Source organism: Micromonospora sp. NPDC050980 (assembly GCF_040653835.1).
In the GTDB taxonomy this organism is placed as follows: Bacteria; Actinomycetota; Actinomycetes; order Mycobacteriales; family Micromonosporaceae; genus Micromonospora.
Window position 1 is genome coordinate 62,797 of the sequence record NZ_JBFAGS010000015.1, and the last position, 19,195, is coordinate 81,991.

Genomic DNA, 19,195 nt, shown 5'->3' on the forward strand with positions numbered 1-19,195 from the left:
CAGGTGAGCAATCGTCAGGAAGTCGGGCCCAGGCGTGCGACCACGAGGTCCCAGACGGCGTCGGCCAGGGCCTCCTTGGGTTGTTCGGAAAACCGGTGCACGGCGCCGTCGGCGTCGATCACGGTGGCCGCGTTGGTCTCCGCGCCGAAGACCTTGTCGACGCCGACCTCGTTGACCACGATCAGGTCGGCGCGCTTGCGGGCCAGTTTGGCCCGGCCGTTGCGCTCGGCGTCGTCGGTCTCCGCGGCGAACACCACGAGCACCTGCCCCGGGCGGCGGCGCCGGCCCAGCTCGGCGGCGATGTCCGGGTTGGTGACCAGCCCGATGGTCGGCGCGACGCCGTCGTCCGCCTTTTTGATCTTGCCGGTGGCGTAGCTGGCCGGACGGAAGTCGGCGGGCGCGGCGGCCATCACCACCGCGTCCGCGGCGTCGGCTGCGGTCAGCGTCGCGGCGCGCAGCTCCTCGGTGGTGCCCACCCGGACCAGGTCCACCCCGGCCGGGTCGGGGAGCGCCACGTTCGCCGAGACTACTGTCACCCGCGCGCCGCGCGCCACGGCGGCGCGGGCGAACGCGTACCCCTGCTTGCCGGAGGACCGGTTGCCCAGGAAGCGGACCGGGTCGAGCGGTTCGCGGGTGCCGCCGGCGGTGACCACCACGTGCCGGTCGGTCAGGTCGGCGGGAGCGGCGACACCGCGGGCCAGCGCCCGGCGGGCGACCGCGAAGATCTCCGCCGGGTCGGGCAGCCGGCCCTTGCCGGAATCCTGCCCGGTGAGCCGGCCGACCGCCGGCTCGATCACCCGCACGCCCCGGGACCGCAGCGTGGCCACGTTGGCCACGGTGGCCGGGTGCTCCCACATCTCGGTGTGCATGGCCGGCGCCAGCACCACCGGGCAGCGCGCGGTCAGCAGGGTGTTGGTGAGCAGGTCGTCGGCGAGCCCGTGGGCGGCCTTGGCGAGCAGGTCGGCGGTGGCCGGCGCGACCACGACCAGGTCGGCGTGCTGCCCGAGCCGCACGTGCGGCACCTCGTGCACGTCGGACCAGACGTCGTCGGCGACCGGCTGGCCGGAGAGCGCCGCCCAGGTCGGCGCCCCGACGAAGCGGAGCGCCGAGGCGGTCGGCACGACCCGGACCCGGTGACCCGACTCGGTGAGGAGCCGGAGCAGCTCACACGCCTTGTAGGCGGCGATGCCGCCGCCGACCCCGAGGACGATCTCGGCGGGCATCGGCGCGGGCGCGGTTACGGCTGGTCGGTCGGCTCGGCGGTGAGCAGGCCCGCGTTGATCTCGCGCATGGCGATGGAGAGCGGCTTCTCCTGCGGGGTGGTCTCCACCAGCGGGCCGACGTATTCCAGGAGGCCCTCACCGAGCTGGCTGTAGTAGGCGTTGACCTGACGGGCGCGCTTGGCGGCGAAGATCACCAGCGCGTACTTCGAGGTGGTCTTCTCGAGCAGCTCGTCGATCGGCGGGTTGGTGATGCCCTCGGGGTTGGTGGCGATGGATCCCACGAAATTTGACCTCTGCGTCTCGTGCGCCGCCGCGCGGGCGGTCGGTGGCCGCTCAACCGCTCGCGGGCGGTCGGGCCGGAGCCAGGACTGACGAACCGATCAATCCTACCAGTTCCGCCACGGCACGCTCGGTCCGGTCGTGCGTCACGGCGTGTGCGAACACCTCCGCGACGCCCGGGGCGGCCCGGTAGGCCGGCGGCGCGAGCAGCACCAGCCGGGCCTGCGGCACGGCGGCACGGACGGCGAGCGCGCCGGCCAGATCCAGCGGCAGCAGCACCGGCCGGCCCTCGGCGAGCCGGGACCGCACGTCCGCGCGGGGCACCCCCCGGCGGTACGGCCCGATCCGGCACCACTCCAGCAGCCCGCCCGAGGCGATCAGCCGGTCGAAGCCGGCCGGGTCGAGGAAGAGCCGGTCCACGCCGTGGCGCTCGCCGACACGCGGCGGCCGGGTGGTGGCGACCACCGGCACCCAGAGCGACGCGAGGCGCGCCCGGACCAACTCGACGACACCGCCCCGGCCGGCCCCGGAAGGGCCGGACAGGACGGTGAGCCGAGCCGCCGAGCGCGCCCCGTCATCCGTGCTCACCGCTTGTTTCTACACGGTGGGTCGTTCAGTTGGCGGCGAACTCACCGAGCAGCGCCTTGCGCTGCTGCTCGCCGAGACCGCGCAGGCGGCGGCTGTCGGCGATCTTGAGCTTCTCCATGATCTGGGTGGCCCGGATCTTGCCGATGCCCGGCATCGCCTGGAGCACCGCCGAAACCTTCAGCTTGCCCACGACGTCGTCGGACTCGGCCCGCTCAAGGACGGTGGCGAGGGTGGTCTTGCCCTGCTTGAGCTGCTCCTTCAGCTCAGCGCGGGCCTTGCGGATCTCCGCAGCCTTCTCCAGCGCGGCAGCGCGCTGCTCGGGGGTCAGTGACGGGAGCGGCACCAGTTCTCCTCAGGTCCCTAGTACGGCGGGCGGAGCCCCACCGCAGCTGTGAAACGTGGTGTCGCTGGCAACCAAAGGGGTCCGTGGTTCCCAGCGCGGGGAAAACTAGCGGTCGACGGAGCTTTCGGCAACGTGGACGCGCGATGATCATCGTAAAGTGACCGAGCCGTCAGTCAGTCAGACGGCGTTCAGCACGGCCCGGCACTCGGCCTGCGCCCGCTCGGCGGCGGCTCGCAGGGCGGCCGGGTCGGGCCCCGCGCCCAGCACCTCGCGGGAGTACGACGGCAGCACCCACGGCAGCGCGGCGCCGAACACCGTGCGGAGCCCGGCCGGCGTGCCGCCCTGCGCGCCCAGCCCCGGGGCGAGCAGCGGGCCGTTGACCGCGCTGAGGTCGTGACCGGTCTCGCCGATCGTCGCGCCGACCACCAGACCGAAGCTACCGAGCGGCTCGACACCCCGGTTGAGCTGGGAAATCTCGTCGATCACGGTCTGCGCGACGGTGCGCCCGTCGGCCCCGACGGCACGCTGCACGGCGGCGCCCTCGGGGTTCGAGGTGAGCGCCAGCACGAACACCCCGCCGCCGTGCGCGGCGGCCATGGAGATCATCGGCGCGAGTGAACCTACTCCCAGGTAGGGGCTCGCGGTGACCGCGTCGACATACAGCGGGCTGGATGGATCGAGGTACGCCGAAGCGTACGCGTGGACGGTCGAGCCGATGTCCCCACGCTTGACGTCGAGGAGAACGAGCGAGCCCGCATCTCGTAACTGTCGGATAGTTGACTCAAGCACGCCGACCCCCCGTGCGCCGAAGCGCTCGAAGAACGCCGACTGCGGCTTGACCACGGCGACCCGGTCGCCGATCGCCGCCACCACGGTGCGGCAGAACCGTTCGAGCCCCCCGACGTCGTCGGACAGCCCCCAGTCGGCCAGCAACCCGGGATGCGGATCGATCCCCACGCAGAGCGGTCCCCGCTCCGCCACGGCCCGGTGCAGGCGTACGCCGAACGTCTCCATCGCGTCTCCCTCTCCCCGGCGGCTCCGGCCGCCTCCGTGTCCGCGACGGACCCTCCGTCGCGCCGGCCGCGTTGCGGCCCGACTCAGCCGGCCCGGACCGCCGCCGCCACGCCGGCCGCGATCCGCGCCACGTCCGCGGCGTCGCACACGTACGGCGGCATCGTGTAGACGAGATCGCGGAACGGTCGCAGCCACACCCCCTCGGCCACCGCGGCGGCCGTGGCCCTCGGCAGGTCCACCTCGTGATCCACCTGCACCACCCCGATCGCGCCGAGCACCCGCACGTCGGTCACCCCCGCGACGCCGCGCAACGGCGCCAGGCCGGCCCGCAGCCCCTCGGCGATGCCCGCCACCCGGGCGGCCCAGTCCCCGGTGCGCAGCAGGCCCAGGGAGGCGTTGGCGACCGCGCACGCCAGCGGGTTGCCCATGAACGTCGGGCCGTGCGCCAGCACCCCGTCGGCCGAGATCGCGCCGGCCACCTCCGGGGTGCACAGCGCCGCGGCCAGCGTGAGGTAGCCGCCGGTGAGCGCCTTGCCGACGCAGAGCACGTCCGGCGCGACGCCCGCGTGTTCGGCGGCGAACATCCGCCCGGTCCGGCCGAACCCGGTGGCGATCTCGTCGAAGACCAGCAGGATGCCGTGTGCCTTGGTCACCTCGCGCAGCACCCGCAGGTAGTGCGGGTGGTGGAACCGCATCCCGCCGGCGCCCTGGACCACCGGCTCGACGATCACCGCGGCCAACTCGTCGGCGTGCCGCTCGACCGCGTCGGCGAGCGCCGCCTCGTACGCCGGGTCGGGCGGGGCGTCGAAGCCGGCCGGCGGCAGCGGCGCGAACACCTGCCGGGGCAGCACGTCGCCCCAGAGGTGGTGCATGCCGCCCTCCGGGTCGCAGACGCTCATCGGGTGGAACGTGTCGCCGTGGTAGCCACCCCGCCAGGTGCCCAGGCGGCGGCGGTCCGGGCGCCCGACGGCGCGCTGGTACTGCAGGCACATCTTCACCGCGACCTCGACGCTGACCGAGCCGGAGTCGGCCAGGAAGACGTGCTCCAGGCCGTCCGGGGCCAGCTCGACCAGGGTGCCGGCCAGGCGCGCGGCGGGCTCGTGGGTGAGCCCGCCGAACATCACGTGACTCATCCGGCCGAGCTGGTCGGTCACCGCGGCGTCCAGCACCGGGTGCCGGTAGCCGTGGATGGCCGCCCACCAGGACGACATGCCGTCGACCAGTTCCCGCCCGTCGCCCAGCCGCAGCCGGACCCCCGAGGCGCTCCGCACCACCAGCGGCGGCCCGCCCGCCGGCATCGCCGCATAGGGATGCCAGACGTGCCGGCGGTCCAGGGCGAGGATCTCCTCGGGCGTCACGGGTACTCCTTCCCCTCCCCGCGATCCTGTGGTTTCGGCCTGGTTCGGGCGGTACGCCGGGGCAGCAACCGCAAGATCGCGGCGGTGGTGGGGTGGGGCGGGTCAGGGGGTGGTGCGGGTGCGGGTGGTGATGGCTCGGGTCAGGGCCGGGCCGCGATAGATGAAGCCGGTGTAGAGCTGGACCAGGGACGCGCCGGCGTCGAACATCCGGGTGGCGTCGTCCGGGTCGAGGATGCCACCGACGCCGATCACCGGCAGCCGGCCGCCGGTCTCCCGGTGCACGAAGGCGACCAACTCCCGGGACCGGGCGGTCAGCGGTCGACCGGACAGGCCGCCGCTCTCCGCGCCGCGCGCCCGGTCGGCCGGGGCGAGCCCGTCCCGGCCGAGCGTGGTGTTCGTGGCGATGACGCCGGCCGCGCCCCGGTCCAGGCAGACCTCCAGCAGCTCGGCCACGGCCGCCTCGGTCAGGTCCGGGGCGATCTTCACCAGCACCGGCTTCTCCCCCACCAGCGCGGCGAGCAACGCGTCCAGGTGCGCGCGATCCTGCAACGACCGCAGGCCCGGGGTGTTCGGTGAGGACACGTTGACCGCGAAGTAGTCGCCGTGCCCCTGGAGCGCCCGGTAGGAGGCGAGATAGTCCTCGACCGCCTCGTCCAGCGCTGTCACCTTGGACTTGCCCAGCGAGATGCCCAGCGGCACGCCGAGCGGCCGGGGCAGCGCCGACAGCCGGGCCGCGAGCGCCTCGGCGCCGGCGTTGTTGAAGCCCATCCGGTTGATCACGGCCGCGCTGTCGCGCAGCCGGAACAGCCGGGGCCGGGGGTTGCCCGGCTGGGCGTGCGCGGTCACGGTGCCGACCTCGACGAAGCCGAAACCCAGCGCCGGCCAGGCCGGCAGCGCGACGCCGTTCTTGTCCATCCCGGCCGCCAGGCCGACCGGGTTCGGGAAGCGCACCCCGAACACCTCACGCGGCGAAGCCCGGAAGTACGCCCGCCGCAGCGCCCCCAACACGGCTGGCCGCCGCGACAGCCCGGCCAACCGGGCGAGCGTCCACTCGTGCGCCGTCTCCGCGTCCCCGTCCCCCAGCGCGAACAGCCGGTCCCGCACCACCCGCTCGAAGATCACCGCGCCCCCTCCGCGCCGTTGATCATGAAGTTGGCGGCGATGTGGATCTCCTCCGCCGCCGCCAACTTCATGATCGACGCCGGTGTCCGCGGGGTCACTCGTTGGCCCGGAGGGCGGCGTGCAGGTCCTGGAGGGGGCGGACGCGGAGGTCACCGTTGATGCGCGCCTCGATGCCCATCACCGCCGCGGCGGCGCCGGGGACGGTGGTGACGCAGGGGATGTCCGCCGTGACGGCGGCGCTGCGGATCTCGTAGCCGTCCGAGCGGGCGCTCGCGCCCGAGCCCTGCGGCGTGTTAACCACCAGCGCCACGTCGCCGCCGAGGATCAGCGACACCGCGTCCGCGCCCTCGCCCGACTCGTAGTGCTTGCGGATCTGCTCGCAGGCGATGCCGTGCCGCCGCAGCACCTCGGCCGTGCCGGTGGTCGCGACGATCTCGAACCCGAGATCGGCCAGGCGCTTGATCGGGAAGATCATGCCGCGCTTGTCCCGGTTCGCCACCGACACGAAGATCTTCCCGGCGGTCGGCAGCGACCCGTACGCGGCGGCCTGCGACTTCGCGAACGCCTGACCGAAGCCGGTGTCGATGCCCATCACCTCGCCGGTGGACCGCATCTCCGGGCCGAGCAGCACGTCGATGCCCTTGCCCGACGGGGTGCGGAACCGCTTGAACGGCAGCACCGCCTCCTTGACCGCGATCGGCGCGTCCGGCGGCATGGTGCCGCCGTCCCCGGACGGCGGCAGCATCCCCTCGGCGCGCAGCTCGGCGATCGTGGCGCCCAACGCGATCCGGGCCGCCGCCTTGGCCAGCGGCACCGCCGTCGCCTTCGAGACGAACGGGACGGTTCGGGAGGCGCGGGGATTGGCCTCCAACACGTAGAGCGTGTCGCCCTGCAGCGCGTACTGGACGTTGAGCAGGCCGCGCACCCCGACGCCGCGGGCGATCTCCTCGGTGTAGCGGCGCACCTGGGTGAGGTGGGAGCCGGCCAGCGTGATCGGCGGCAGCGCGCACGACGAGTCGCCGGAGTGGATGCCGGCCTCCTCGATGTGCTCCATCACGCCACCCAGGTAGACGTCGCCGTCCGCGTCCACCAGCGCGTCCACGTCGATCTCGATGGCGTCGTCGAGGAACCGGTCCACCAGCACCGGATGGTCGGGTGAGATCTCGGTGGCCCGGCCGATGTAGTCGCGCAGCGTGGCGTCGTCGTAGACGATCTCCATGCCCCGGCCGCCGAGCACGTACGAGGGCCGGACCAGCACCGGGTACCCGATCTCCTCGGCGATCGCCTTCGCCTCGGGGTACGAGGTGGCCATGCCGTGCGCGGGCGCGCGCAGCCCGGCCCGGGCCAGCACCGCGCCGAACGCGCCCCGCTCCTCGGCCAGGTGGATCGACTCCGGGGAGGTGCCGACGATCGGCACCCCGGCGTCCTTGAGCCGCTGGGCCAGGCCGAGCGGGGTCTGGCCGCCGAGCTGCACCACCACCCCGACCACGCCGGGGCCACCGGCGGCCCGGCCGGACGAGTCCTCGGCGTGCCACGCCTCCAGCACGTCCTCGAAGGTCAGCGGCTCGAAGTAGAGGCGGTCGGCGGTGTCGTAGTCGGTGGAGACCGTCTCCGGGTTGCAGTTGACCATCACCGTCTCGTAGTCCACCCCCCGAAGAGCCTGGACGGCGTGCACGCACGAGTAGTCGAACTCGATGCCCTGCCCGATCCGGTTCGGCCCGGAGCCGAGGATGAGCACCTTCGGCCGGGCCGACGGCGCCACCTCCGTCTCCTGGTCGTACGTCGAGTAGTGGTAGGGCGTGGTCGCCTCGAACTCGGCCGCGCAGGTGTCCACCGTCTTGTAGACCGGCCGGATCCCGAGCCGGTGCCGCAGCGTGCGGACCCCGTCCTCGGCGGCCAGCTCGGGGCGCAGCGCGGCGAGCTGCCGGTCGGACAGGCCGGCCCGCTTGGCCCGGCGCAGCAGGTCGGCGTCGAGCACCGGCGCGTCGACGATCTCGGCGCGCAGCTCGACCAGGCCGACGATCTGGTCCAGGAACCACGGGTCCATGCCGCCGGACGCCTCGGCCACCTCGGCGATCGACGCGCCGAGGCGCAGCGCCCGCTCGACGGTGTAGAGCCGACCGTCGTGCGGCACGCGCAACGCGGCGAGCGTGTTCTCCCGGGTCGCGTCCTGAGGGTCGGGGACGGTCCAGAAACCGGATGATCTGGTTTCCATCGAGCGCATCGCCTTGTTCAGCGCCTCGGCGAAGTTGCGGCCCAGGCTCATCGCCTCGCCCACCGACTTCATGGTGGTGGTCAGCTCCGGGTCGGCGCCGGGGAACTTCTCGAACGCGAAGCGGGGGATCTTCACCACCACGTAGTCCAGCGACGGCTCGAACGCGGCCGGCGTCTTGAGCGTGATGTCGTTGGGGATCTCGTCGAGCGTGTAACCGATGGCCAGCTTCGCGGCGATCTTGGCGATCGGGAAGCCGGTCGCCTTCGACGCCAGCGCCGACGAGCGGGACACCCGCGGGTTCATCTCGATCACGACGAGCCGGCCGTCGGCCGGGTTCACCGCGAACTGGATGTTGCAGCCGCCGGTGTCCACCCCGACCTCGCGCAGCACCGCGATGCCGAGGTCGCGCAGCCGCTGGTACTCCCGGTCGGTGAGCGTCATGGCCGGGGCGACGGTGACGCTGTCGCCGGTGTGCACGCCCATCGGGTCGACGTTCTCGATCGAGCAGACCACCACCACGTTGTCGTGCCGGTCGCGCATCAGCTCCAGCTCGTACTCCTTCCAGCCGAGCACGCTCTCCTCGATCAGCACCTCGTGCACCGGGCTGGCGGCCAGGCCGGCGCCGGCGATGCGGTCGAGGTCCGCGTCGGTGTGCGCCATCCCGGAACCGAGGCCGCCCATGGTGAACGACGGCCGGATGACCACCGGCAGGCCCAGCTCGGCGACCGTGTCGCGGACCTCGTCCATGGAGTGGCAGACGCGGGAGCGCGGGGTCAGCGTGGCCGGGTCCTCGACGCCGAGCCGGACGCCGGCCTTGGCCACGATGTCCTTGAAGAGCTGCCGGTCCTCGCCCCGGTTGATCGCCTCGATGTTGGCGCCGATCAGCTCGACGCCGTACTTCTCCAGCACGCCTGCGGAGTGCAACGCGACCGCCGTGTTCAGCGCGGTCTGCCCGCCCAGCGTCGCCAGCAGCGCGTCCGGGCGCTCCTTGGCGATGACCAGCTCGACGAACTCGGGGGTGATCGGCTCGACGTACGTGGCGTCGGCGAACTCCGGGTCCGTCATGATCGTCGCCGGGTTGGAGTTGACCAGGCTGACCCGGATCCCCTCGCTGCGCAACACCCGGCAGGCCTGGGTGCCGGAGTAGTCGAACTCACAGGCCTGTCCGATCACGATCGGCCCCGAGCCGATCACCAGGACGTGCTTCAGGTCGGTCCGCTTAGGCATTCCTACCGCCTTCGATGAGCTCCGCGAAGCGGTCGAACAGGTAGTCCGCGTCGTGCGGGCCGGCCGCCGCCTCCGGGTGGTACTGGACGGTGAAGGCGGGCACGTCCTCGGCCCGCAGCCCCTCGACCACGTTGTCGTTGAGGCAGACATGGGACACCCGGACGCCGCCGAACCCGGTGTCGATCACCTGGTCCGGCACGACCGCGCCGCCCTGCGCGCCCGGCACCTGCACGGCGAACCCGTGGTTGTGGCTGGTCACCTCGACCTTGCCGGTGACCCGGTCGAGCACCGGCTGGTTGATGCCCCGGTGGCCGTACCCCAGCTTGTAGGTGCCGAAGCCGAGCGCCCGGCCGAGGATCTGGCTGCCGAAGCAGATGCCGAACAGCGGGATCCGCCGGGTGAGCACCTCCCGGGCGAGCGCGACCGGCCCGTCGGCGGTCGCCGGGTCCCCCGGGCCGGGCGAGAGGAAGACCGCGTCCGCGCCGGTGGCGAGCAGGTCCTCGATCGTGGAGCCGGCGGGCAGCACGTGGGTGGTGACACCGCGCGCGGCGAGCCGGCGCGGCACGTTGCGCTTGATGCCCAGGTCCAGCGCGGCCACCGTGAACCGGTGCTCGCCCACGGCCTCGACCACGTACGGCTTCGCGGTGGTCACCTCGGTGGACAGGTCCGCGCCGACCATCGCCGGCGAACGCCGCACCCGATCCAGCAGGGCGGCCGGGTCGTCGTCGACGCTGGAGACGCCGACCCGCATGGCGCCACGCTCGCGCAGGTGCCGGGTCAGCGCCCGGGTGTCGATCCCGCTGATCCCGACCACGCCCTCGGCGGCGAGCCGGTCCTCCAGCCCGCCGGTGGCGCGCCAGTTCGAGCCGATCCGGGCCGGGTCGCGCACCACGTACCCGGCCACCCAGATCCGGCCGGACTCGTCGTCGTCGGCGTTGACGCCGGTGTTGCCGATGTGCGGCGCGGTCTGCACCACCACCTGACGGTGGTAGGAGGGGTCGGTGAGCGTCTCCTGATAGCCGGTCATGCCGGTATTGAAGACCGCCTCGCCGAAGGTCTCCCCGACGCTGCCGTACGCCTCGCCGTGGAACGTGCGCCCGTCCTCAAGGACGAGGATCGCGCTTCTGCGCCTCACTTGGTTGCCTTTCCGTCCAGGACCGTCGGCTCGCCACGCAGGAAGGTCGCCACGATGCGACCCGGCAGCGTCATGCGGGCGTACGGGGTGTTGCGGCTGCGGCTGGCCAGCTCCGCCGGCTCGATCACGCGCCGGGCCGCCGGGTCGACCAGGGTCAGGTTGGCCGGCACGCCGGGGGCCGGGTCGAGGCCGTGTCCGGCCAGGCCGGCGATCCGGGACGGGGCGCGGGACATCCGCTCGGCGATCAGGTCCCACCGCGGCCCGAACACGTCGAGCGCGATGGACAGCGCCGTCTCCAGGCCGAGCATGCCCGGGCGGGCGTACGCCCACTCGCACTCCTTGTCCTCCACCGCGTGCGGCGCGTGGTCGGTGGCGACGACGTCGATCACACCCTCGGCCAGCGCGGCCCGCAGCGCGGCGACGTCGGCGGCGGTGCGCAGCGGCGGGTTGACCTTGAAGACCGGGTCGTACGTCTCGGCCCGGTCGTCGGTCAGCAGCAGGTGGTGCGGCGTCACCTCGGCGGTCACCCGCACCCCGCGCGCCTTGGCCTGGCGCAGCACCTCGACGCTGCCGGCGGTGGAGACGTGGCAGACGTGCAGCCGGCTGCCCACGTGCTCGGCCAGCAGGACGTCCCGGGCGATGATCGCCTCCTCGGCGACCGCCGGCCAGCCGGTCAGCCCGAGCCGGGTGGAGACCTCGCCCTCGTGCATCTGCGCGCCCTCGGTGAGCCGGGGCTCCTCGGCGTGCTGGGCGATCACCCCGTCGAACGCCTTGACGTACTCCAGCGCCCGGCGCATCAGCCGCGGGTCGGCGACGCAGTGCCCGTCGTCGGAGAAGATCCGCACCCGGGCCGCGGAGTCGGCCATCGCGCCCAGCTCGGCCAGGCGCTCCCCGGCCAGCGCGACGGTGACCGCGCCGATCGGCTGCACGTCGACCAGGCCGGCCTCCCGGCCCAGCCGCCAGACCTGCTCGACCACGCCTGCGGTGTCCGCGACCGGCGAGGTGTTCGCCATCGCGCAGACCGCCGTGTAGCCGCCGAGCGCCGCCGCCCGGGAGCCGGACTCGACCGTCTCGGCGTCCTCCCGGCCGGGCTCACGCAGGTGGGTGTGCAGGTCGACCAGGCCGGGCAGCGCGACCAGGCCGGTCGCGTCGATCACCGTGGCGTCGCCGGCGTCGAGGCCGGGGCCGACCTCGGCCACCACGCCGCCGCGGATCAGCAGGTCGGCCGGCTCGCCGCCGACCGGGCTGACGTTTCTGATCAGGTACGCGGTCACCGGTTGCTCCCTCCGAGCAGCAGGTAGAGGACGGCCATCCGCACGGAGACCCCGTTGGCGACCTGTTCGACGATTGTGGAGCGGGGCGAGTCGGCGACCTCGGGCGTGATCTCCATGCCCCGGTTCATCGGGCCCGGGTGCATGACGATCGCGTGCTCCGGCAGCCGGCGCATGCGCGGCCCGTCGAGCCCGTACCGGCGGGCGTACTCCCGCGCCGACGGAAAGTAGGAGTCGCTCATCCGTTCCCGCTGCACCCGCAGCATCATCACCACGTCCACACCGGGTGCAACGGTGTCCAGGTCGTAGGAGACGTCGATGCCGGGGGCGAGCGCGGTCGCGATGTCGACCGGGATGAGCGTCGGCGGACCGACAAGCGTGACCTTCGCGCCCAGCGTGCTGAGCAGCAGCACGTTGGACCGGGCCACCCGGGAGTGCAGCACGTCACCGACGATCGCCACGTGCAGGCCGGCGAGCCGGCCCAACCGGGACCGCATGGTGTACGCGTCCAGCAGCGCCTGGGTGGGGTGCTCGTGGGTGCCGTCGCCGGCGTTGACCACGGACCCGTCCACCCAGTCGGCCAGCCGATGCGGAGCGCCGGAGGCGGGATGGCGGACGACCACCGCGTCGGCGCCCATGGCCTGCAACGTCAGCGCGGTGTCCTTCAGGCTCTCGCCCTTGGCCACGCTGGAACCCTTGGCCGAGAAGTTGATCACATCGGCACTCAGGCGTTTGGCGGCCGCCTCGAACGAGATCCGGGTCCGGGTCGAATCCTCGTAGAAGAGGTTGACCACGGTCCGCCCGCGCAGCGCGGGCAACTTCTTGACCTCCCGGCCCGCCACGGTGGCCATCTCGGCCGCGGTGTCCAGGACCAGGGTGGCGGTGTCGGCGTCCAGGTCCGCCCCGGAGAGCAGGTGCCGGATCATGAAAACTCGCCTCCGTACAGCCGTACCTCGTCCGTGCCGTCGGTCTCGGCGAGGGTGACCTTGACGCTCTCGGCCAGCGCGGTGGGGATGTTCTTGCCCACGTAGTCGGCGCGGATCGGCAGCTGGCGGTGGCCGCGGTCGACCAGGACCGCGAGTTGCACCGAGGCCGGGCGGCCGACGTCGCTCAGCGCGTCCAGCGCGGCCCGCACGGTGCGGCCGGAGAAGAGCACGTCGTCGACGAGCACCACCCGCCGGCCGTCGACGCCGCCCGGCGGGAGATCGGTCGGGCCGACCGCGCGGGTGGCGTGCCGGCGCAGGTCGTCGCGGTAGAGCGTGATGTCGAGCACGCCGACCGGGACGGTCACGTCCTCGAAGGTGCTGATCCGGGCCGCGAGGCGGCGCGCCAGGGGGACGCCCCGGGTGGGGATGCCGAGCAGCACGGTGTCGGCGGCGCCCTGGGTCTTCTCCAGGATCTGGTGGGCGATGCGGTCGACCACCCGCGAGACGTCGGCGGCGGCGAGGATCACCTTCACCGAGGGTTGTCGCGGCGGCGACGAGTGGGCAGCCGGTGGATAGGCCACGGCGGACCTCCTTCCCCGCCTCACGGGACGGGTCGTTAAAGGACGTCTATCGACTCCGGCTGGACCCTCGACGGGCCCGGACCGGGGCTGCACGCCACGTTACCAGCGGTCACCGCGCCCACCGCCGCCGGTCCTGACCTCCCGGTCAGCCCGGAGAAATGGGGACAAGCCACACCGGGGCCCGGACCTCGTGGACGGCAACACTTGACCAGTTGTCGCAATCCCCGTACCGTCACGCTCCGTAGCGATAGCTGGGAGAACCCCGAGCAGCACTGGGAGTGTCCGAATGCCCTCTGAATACGCCAAGTCGCTGGGCGCCCGCCTGCGCTCCATCCGCCAGCAGCAGGGCCTCTCCCTGCAAGGGGTGGAGGAGAAGTCGAACGGTCGGTGGAAGGCCGTGGTGGTCGGCTCGTACGAGCGCGGCGACCGCGCCGTCACCGTGTCCCGCCTGGCGGAGCTGGCCGACTTCTACCGCGTTCCCGTCTCCGAGCTGCTGCCCGACGGCAGTGGGGTGCGTCACGAGCCCACCAGCAAGATCGTGCTCGACCTGGAGCGGCTCTACGACGAGGCCTCCGAGGACCTCGCGTACGTCGCCCGGTACGCCCGCGCCATCCAGCAGCAGCGCGGCGACTACAACGGCCGGGTGCTCTCCATCCGCGCCGACGACCTGCGCGCCCTCGCCATCGTCTACGACGCCTCCCCGTCGGGCCTGATCGAGCGGCTGACCGAGCACGGTGTGCTGGTCGCCGACCCGCGGGCGTTCTTCGCCTCCTGACCCACCCGTACGTCGAAGGGCCCGTGCCGGCTGGCACGGGCCCTTCGACGTTGTGGCGCGTCAGCGCGTGGCGTACTCGGCGATCCGGCCGAGGATGCCGTTGAGGAAGCGGGGCGAGTCGTCGGTCGACATCTGCCGGGCCAGCTCGACCGCCTCGCTGATCGCCACCGCGTCGTCGATCTCGTCGACGTAGAGCAGCTCGTAGACGGCGATCCGGGCCAGGTTGCGGTCGACCACCGGCATCCGGTCGAGCGTCCACCCCTCGGCGTAGCTGGCGATCGTCTCGTCGATCCGGTCGAGGTGCGCCGCGACGCCCTCGACCAGCCCGACCGCGTAGCCGAGGTGGTCGGGGCGCGGCTGCTCGATCCGCTCCAGGTAGCCGGCGAGCACCTCGACGGGCGGACGGTCCCGCAGGTCGGCCTCGAAGAGCACGTCCAGCGCCCGCTTGCGCGCCTTGCGGCGCGCCGGCATCTGCTGCTTCGGACCCTCGGCCATCAGGATCGGCCGAGGTAACGGCCGTCGCGGGTGTCGACCTTGATCTTCTCACCGGTGGTGATGAACAGCGGCACCTGCACGGTGGCGCCGGTCTCGACGGTGGCCGGCTTGTTGCCACCGGTCGACCGGTCGCCCTGCAGGCCCGGCTCGGTGTAGGTGACCTCCAGCACGACCGAGGTCGGCAGCTCGATGTAGAGCGGCACGCCCTCGTGGGTGGCGACGGTCGCCTCGGCCTCCGGCAGGAGGTAGTTGGCGGCCTCGCCGACCGTGCCGCCGAGCACGGTGATCTGGTCGAACGTCTCCAGATCCATGAAGACGAAGTCCTCACCGTCGGCGTACAGGTATTGCATGGTGCGCTTGTCCACGGTCGCGGTCTCGACCTTGGTGCCCGCGTTGAAGGTCTTGTCGACCACCTTGCCGGACAGCACGTTCTTCAGCGTGGTACGCACGAACGCACCACCCTTACCGGGCTTGACGTGCTGGAACTCGACGACGGCCCACAGCTCGCCGTCCAGGTTGAGTACCAGGCCGTTCTTCAGGTCGTTGGTGGAGGCCATTTCCTGCCTTGATCATCAATTGGCGGACAGACCTGTCGAGTCTACTCGCCGTGTCGAATCGGACCCCGGTGCCCGAGCGGGCACGCTCAGCCGCCGACGCTCGCCCGCGCGGCCAGGTGGTGCAGCGCCAGCCGGTAGCCGTCCACGCCCAGCCCGCAGATCACCCCGGTCGCCACCGCGGAGACCACCGAGTGGCGCCGGAACTCCTCCCGGGCGTGGATGTTGGAGATGTGCACCTCGATCAGCGGGGCGCGGAGCATGGCGCAGGCGTCCCGGACCGCCAGCGAGTAGTGCGACCAGGCCGCCGGGTTGAGCACCACCGCCGCCGCCTCGTCCGCCGCCTCGTGCAGCCAGCCCAGCAGTTCGTGCTCGGCGTCGGTCTGCCGGACCACCACGTCCAGGCCCAGCTCACGCCCGGTCCGCTCGCAGTCGGCCGCCAGCTCGGCATGGCTGGTCACCCCGTAGACGTCGACCTGGCGGGTGCCGAGCCGGCCCAGGTTCGGACCGTTGAGCACGTAGACCCTCACGAGCTGATCTCCCGGTACGCCTCGGCCAGCAGCTCGTCCGGCGGCCCCTCCAGCATCGCCGGGCGGGCGAGATCGTCAAGCACCACGAACCGCAGCCGGCTCCCCCGGGCCTTCTTGTCCACCCGCATCGCGGCCAGCAGCTCCGGCCAGGCGTCCGCCCGATAGCCGGTGGGCAGGTCGAGCGCGGCCAGCACCGCGCGGTGCCGCCGTGCCGTCGCGTCGTCGAGCCGGCCGGCGAGCCGCGCGAGGGTGGCGGCGTAGACCAGGCCGACCGCCACCGCGTGGCCGTGCCGCCAGCGGTAGCCCTCCACCTTCTCGATCGCGTGCGCCAGCGTGTGACCGTAGTTGAGCACCTCCCGCACCCCGGACTCACGCAGGTCACCGCCGACCACGTCGGCCTTGACCCGCACCGCCCGCTCGACCAGGTCGCGCAGCACCGGCCCGGCCGGGTCCAGCGCGGCGGCCGGATCCCGCTCCACGAGGTCGAGGATCACCGGGTCGGCGATGAAGCCGCACTTGACCACCTCGGCCATGCCGGCGGCCAGGTCGGCCGGCGGCAGGCCGTCCAGCGTCGCCAGGTCGACCAGCACGCCGGCCGGCGGGTGGAACGCGCCGACCAGGTTCTTGCCGGCGGCCGTGTTGATCCCGGTCTTGCCGCCGACGGCGGCGTCGACCATGCCGAGCAGCGACGTCGCCACCGGCACCCAGGGCACCCCGCGCAGCCAGGTCGCGGCGACGAAACCGGCCAGGTCGGTCACCGCGCCACCGCCCACCCCGACCACCGCGTCGGTACGGGTGAAGCCGGCCGCGCCGAGCCGGTCCCAGCACCCGGCGGCCACGTCGACGTGCTTGCCCGCCTCGGCGTCCGGCAGCTCCACCAGCAGCGGCGTCACGCCGTCGGCGCGGGCCCCCTCGGCGAGCCGCTCGGCCAGCGCCTTGAGCGGCGGCGCGTACAGGTAGGCCACCCGCTCAGCGCCGGGCAGCAGTCGGGGCGGCGGGTCGAGCAGGTCACGTCCCACCAGAACGTCGTACGGCCGCTCGCCGCCGACCGGGATCCGGGTCACCTCGTCCATCGCCGGCAGCCTAGTCCACTCCGTGGGGTGTTTGTCCGGCCGCGCCCCGGGTAGGGCGGCGGGATGAGCATCCGCCTTCCCGCCACGATCCTCGGCGTCGGCCTCGGTGGCTTCGTCGACGGCATCTTCCTGCACCAGGTCTTCCAGTGGCACCACATGCTCAGCAGCACCGACGCCGACCACGTGGGGATCAAGGACTACCCGGTCGACACCATGCCCGGCCTGCAGATGAACACGGTGTGGGACGGGCTGTTCCACGTGGTCACCTGGGTGGCGGTGCTGACCGGGCTGGCCCTGCTCTACTCCCGGGTGACCCACTCCCGCGGCCGGCTCTGGCGCGCCCCGATGCTCTGGGGGTGGGTGCTCGTCGGCTGGGGGCTGTTCAACCTGGTCGAGGGCGTCATCGACCACCACCTGCTCGGCATCCACCACGTCCGCTCCGGCCCGTACCAGACCTGGTGGGACCTCGGCTTCCTCGCCCTCGGCGTGGTCCTGGTCGTCGCCGGCTGGGCGATCCAGCGGCGGGCCGACGAGATCGACCTGTGCGCGCCGGGGTCGCGATGACCCTCGCCCATGCCGGGCACGCCGCCGGCGGTTTCCCGGCGACCGCGCTCGTGCCGGTGGCGGCGTTCTGGGTCTACCTCGCCGCCGCGCTGCGGCTGCGGGACCCCGGCGGGCCGGGCTGGGCGCACGGCCGGACGGCGAGCTTCGGGCTGGGCGCGCTGCTGGTGACGGCGGGGCTGCTCCGGCCGGCCGGCGACTTCGTCGGGCACATGTGGCAGCACCTGCTGATCGGCATGTTGGCGCCGCTGGCGCTGATCCTCGGTGCGCCGGTCACGCTGCTGCTGCGCACGCTGGACCGGCGCACCGGCCGGGCGCTGGTGCACCTGCTGCGGCACCCGGTCGCGCGGGTGCTCGGCCACCCGGCGACCGGCCTGCTGCTCACCGCCGGCGGCCTGTGGCTGCTCTACCTGACCCCGCTCTACCGGGCCACGCTCGACCACCCGCTGCTGCACACCCTGGTGCAGGCCCACTTCCTGCTCAGCGGCTGCCTGTTCGCCTGGTCGATCGCCGGGCCGGACCCCGGCCCGCACCGCCCCCGGGTGCCGGTGCGGCTGGTGGTGCTCGGCGTCGGGGTGGCCGCGCACGCCACGATCGCCCAGCTGCTCTACGCCGGGGTGCTCGTCGACGTGCCAGCCACCGGCGCGGAGCTGCGCGCCGGCGCCACCCTGATGTACTACCTCGGCGACCTGGCCGAGATCGCGCTCGCGCTCACGCTGCTCGCCACCTGGCGACCGGAGCGCCGGGCCCACCGCCCAGCCCCCGGACCCACGCCGGTCCGGGCGTGACCGGGGCGGACGGTTTCACCCCGGACCGCACCAGCGGCCTGCTCGCGGCTCCGCCACACGGCCCCACCCGGGCTCCGCCACACCACCCCACGCGCGCAGCTCGCCAGCTCCGCCACACCACCCCACGCGCGCAGCTCGCCAGCTCCGCCACATCACCCCACGCGGCGGGCCGACGGCCGCAGGGGCGCCCGGCCCGGTTCGCCCCGCGAGCCGGCGTCGGCCCGCACCGACCGCGTCGTAGCCGGTGACCCCCGCCACCGCACCCGACCACCGGCACACACCCATGACGTTCCACTCACCAGCGTCGGCGGCTCCGAGTGGAACGCCATGGGTGCCAAAACCCTCCGCAGACACCCACGACGTTCCACCCACCAGCGTCGGCGGCCCCGAATGGAACGCCAAGGGTGTCACCCAGAGCGGGGGCCGGTGCGACCCGGAGCGGGGCAGGGGCGCGACGGGGGTCAGGGCTTGAGCAGGGCGGCGATCTCCGCGGCCAACTCCTCCGGCGCGCGCCCGTCGGTCACCACCGTTGCGGTCGCCACCTCGGCGTAGAGCGGACGGCGCTGCTCCAACAGGTGCTTGAGGGTCGCCCGCGGGTTCAACGCCAACAGCGGCCGGCCGGCGCCCAACCCGACCCGCTTGATCGCGTCGGACAGTTCCACCGACAGGTGCACCACGGTGTGGCCGATCAGCGCGGCCCGGTTCTCCTCGGCCAGCACGGCGCCGCCGCCGAGCGCGAGCACCCCGGCGTGCGAGGCCAGCGCCGCCGCCACCGCGGCCCGCTCCAGCGTACGGAAGTGGTCCTCGCCCTCGTCGACGAAGATCTCCGGGATCGGTTTGCCGGCGAGGCGCTCGATGTCACCGTCGGTGTCCCGGAAGTCGACGCCGAGCACCCCGGCGAGCGCCGCCCCCACCGTGCTCTTGCCGGAACCGGGCGCCCCGACCAGCACGCACACCGGCCGGGTGCTCACCGGGCTGACTTTCCGTTCACGACTGCGGGACTCCGCTGCGCTACGTTCCTCGCGCTCACCGGACCGACCCTCCGTTCACGACTGCGGGACTCCGCTGCGCTACGTTCCTCGCGCTCACCGGACCGACCCTCCGTTCACGACTGCGGGACTCCGCTGCGCTACGTTC

20 protein-coding genes are annotated in these 19,195 nt (G+C 73.1%); 3 read left to right on the forward strand and 17 right to left on the reverse strand.

Features of this window, described 5'->3' with window-relative positions:
- Window positions 1–14 precede the first annotated feature (14 nt).
- The 12 genes from coaBC to pyrR form a co-directional block, all read right to left on the reverse strand.
- Window positions 15–1,223, reverse strand: a complete 1,209-nt coding sequence (gene coaBC, locus AB0H28_RS21610; protein ID WP_358042897.1) for a bifunctional phosphopantothenoylcysteine decarboxylase/phosphopantothenate--cysteine ligase CoaBC — start codon at window positions 1,221–1,223, stop codon at window positions 15–17.
- A gap of 14 nt (window positions 1,224–1,237) precedes the next feature.
- The gene (gene rpoZ / locus AB0H28_RS21615; RefSeq protein ID WP_013285517.1) at window positions 1,238–1,504 is read right to left on the reverse strand and encodes a DNA-directed RNA polymerase subunit omega; all 267 of its coding nucleotides are present in this window, start codon (window positions 1,502–1,504) and stop codon (window positions 1,238–1,240) included.
- 52 nt (window positions 1,505–1,556) lie between these two features.
- On the reverse strand, window positions 1,557–2,090 hold the full coding sequence (locus tag AB0H28_RS21620; RefSeq protein ID WP_358042900.1) for a guanylate kinase: 534 nt from the start codon (window positions 2,088–2,090) through the stop codon (window positions 1,557–1,559).
- A 25-nt stretch (window positions 2,091–2,115) separates the two neighbouring features.
- Complete coding sequence (mihF, locus tag AB0H28_RS21625; protein ID WP_013285515.1) at window positions 2,116–2,433, reverse strand: integration host factor, actinobacterial type; 318 nt, start codon at window positions 2,431–2,433, stop codon at window positions 2,116–2,118.
- A gap of 177 nt (window positions 2,434–2,610) precedes the next feature.
- Window positions 2,611–3,447 carry an orotidine-5'-phosphate decarboxylase gene (pyrF, locus tag AB0H28_RS21630; RefSeq protein ID WP_358042903.1) on the reverse strand — a complete coding sequence of 279 codons (837 nt, stop codon included), beginning with the start codon at window positions 3,445–3,447 and terminating at the stop codon, window positions 2,611–2,613.
- Between the two features lie 83 nt (window positions 3,448–3,530).
- A complete protein-coding gene (locus tag AB0H28_RS21635; protein ID WP_358042905.1) occupies window positions 3,531–4,805 on the reverse strand; it encodes an adenosylmethionine--8-amino-7-oxononanoate transaminase in 1,275 nt (424 codons plus the stop codon).
- Window positions 4,806–4,907: 102 nt separating this feature from the next.
- A complete protein-coding gene (locus AB0H28_RS21640) occupies window positions 4,908–5,927 on the reverse strand; it encodes a quinone-dependent dihydroorotate dehydrogenase (protein WP_358042907.1) in 1,020 nt (339 codons plus the stop codon).
- A gap of 94 nt (window positions 5,928–6,021) precedes the next feature.
- Window positions 6,022–9,369 carry a carbamoyl-phosphate synthase large subunit gene (gene carB, locus AB0H28_RS21645; RefSeq protein WP_358042911.1) on the reverse strand — a complete coding sequence of 1,116 codons (3,348 nt, stop codon included), beginning with the start codon at window positions 9,367–9,369 and terminating at the stop codon, window positions 6,022–6,024.
- Window positions 9,362–10,504, reverse strand: coding sequence for a glutamine-hydrolyzing carbamoyl-phosphate synthase small subunit (gene carA / locus AB0H28_RS21650; protein ID WP_358042914.1), 1,143 nt, complete (start codon window positions 10,502–10,504; stop codon window positions 9,362–9,364). The genes carB and carA overlap by 8 nt, the downstream gene beginning before the upstream one ends.
- Window positions 10,501–11,778 (reverse strand): dihydroorotase, encoded by a 1,278-nt coding sequence (locus tag AB0H28_RS21655; RefSeq protein WP_358042917.1) that lies wholly within the window; start codon window positions 11,776–11,778, stop codon window positions 10,501–10,503. Before AB0H28_RS21655 ends, carA begins: the two co-directional genes overlap by 4 nt.
- On the reverse strand, window positions 11,775–12,701 hold the full coding sequence (locus AB0H28_RS21660) for an aspartate carbamoyltransferase catalytic subunit (RefSeq protein WP_358042920.1): 927 nt from the start codon (window positions 12,699–12,701) through the stop codon (window positions 11,775–11,777). Before AB0H28_RS21660 ends, AB0H28_RS21655 begins: the two co-directional genes overlap by 4 nt.
- Complete coding sequence (gene pyrR, locus AB0H28_RS21665; RefSeq protein WP_358042923.1) at window positions 12,698–13,282, reverse strand: bifunctional pyr operon transcriptional regulator/uracil phosphoribosyltransferase PyrR; 585 nt, start codon at window positions 13,280–13,282, stop codon at window positions 12,698–12,700. The genes AB0H28_RS21660 and pyrR overlap by 4 nt, the downstream gene beginning before the upstream one ends.
- Window positions 13,283–13,568: 286 nt before the next feature.
- Between pyrR and AB0H28_RS21670 the strand changes: the two genes are divergently transcribed.
- A complete protein-coding gene (locus AB0H28_RS21670) occupies window positions 13,569–14,057 on the forward strand; it encodes a helix-turn-helix domain-containing protein (protein WP_013285505.1) in 489 nt (162 codons plus the stop codon).
- A 60-nt stretch (window positions 14,058–14,117) separates the two neighbouring features.
- Here AB0H28_RS21670 and nusB read toward each other — a convergent pair whose 3' ends face one another.
- The 4 genes from nusB to aroB form a co-directional block, all read right to left on the reverse strand.
- Window positions 14,118–14,528: a transcription antitermination factor NusB gene (gene nusB / locus AB0H28_RS21675; RefSeq protein WP_176558877.1), complete on the reverse strand. Its 411-nt coding sequence runs from the start codon at window positions 14,526–14,528 to the stop codon at window positions 14,118–14,120.
- Window positions 14,529–14,551: 23 nt separating this feature from the next.
- Window positions 14,552–15,109, reverse strand: a complete 558-nt coding sequence (gene efp / locus AB0H28_RS21680) for an elongation factor P (protein ID WP_358042926.1) — start codon at window positions 15,107–15,109, stop codon at window positions 14,552–14,554.
- Between the two features lie 86 nt (window positions 15,110–15,195).
- A complete protein-coding gene (gene aroQ, locus AB0H28_RS21685) occupies window positions 15,196–15,636 on the reverse strand; it encodes a type II 3-dehydroquinate dehydratase (protein WP_358042929.1) in 441 nt (146 codons plus the stop codon).
- On the reverse strand, window positions 15,633–16,709 hold the full coding sequence (aroB, locus tag AB0H28_RS21690; RefSeq protein WP_358042932.1) for a 3-dehydroquinate synthase: 1,077 nt from the start codon (window positions 16,707–16,709) through the stop codon (window positions 15,633–15,635). Before aroB ends, aroQ begins: the two co-directional genes overlap by 4 nt.
- Before the next feature lie 63 nt (window positions 16,710–16,772).
- Here aroB and AB0H28_RS21695 point away from each other — a divergent pair, with 63 nt between their 5' ends.
- Window positions 16,773–17,273, forward strand: a complete 501-nt coding sequence (locus AB0H28_RS21695; RefSeq protein WP_358042935.1) for a DUF2243 domain-containing protein — start codon at window positions 16,773–16,775, stop codon at window positions 17,271–17,273.
- Complete coding sequence (locus AB0H28_RS21700; protein WP_358042938.1) at window positions 17,270–18,058, forward strand: cytochrome c oxidase assembly protein; 789 nt, start codon at window positions 17,270–17,272, stop codon at window positions 18,056–18,058. The genes AB0H28_RS21695 and AB0H28_RS21700 overlap by 4 nt, the downstream gene beginning before the upstream one ends.
- Before the next feature lie 461 nt (window positions 18,059–18,519).
- Here AB0H28_RS21700 and AB0H28_RS21705 read toward each other — a convergent pair whose 3' ends face one another.
- Window positions 18,520–19,029: a shikimate kinase gene (locus AB0H28_RS21705; protein WP_358042941.1), complete on the reverse strand. Its 510-nt coding sequence runs from the start codon at window positions 19,027–19,029 to the stop codon at window positions 18,520–18,522.
- Window positions 19,030–19,195: the final 166 nt, after the last annotated feature.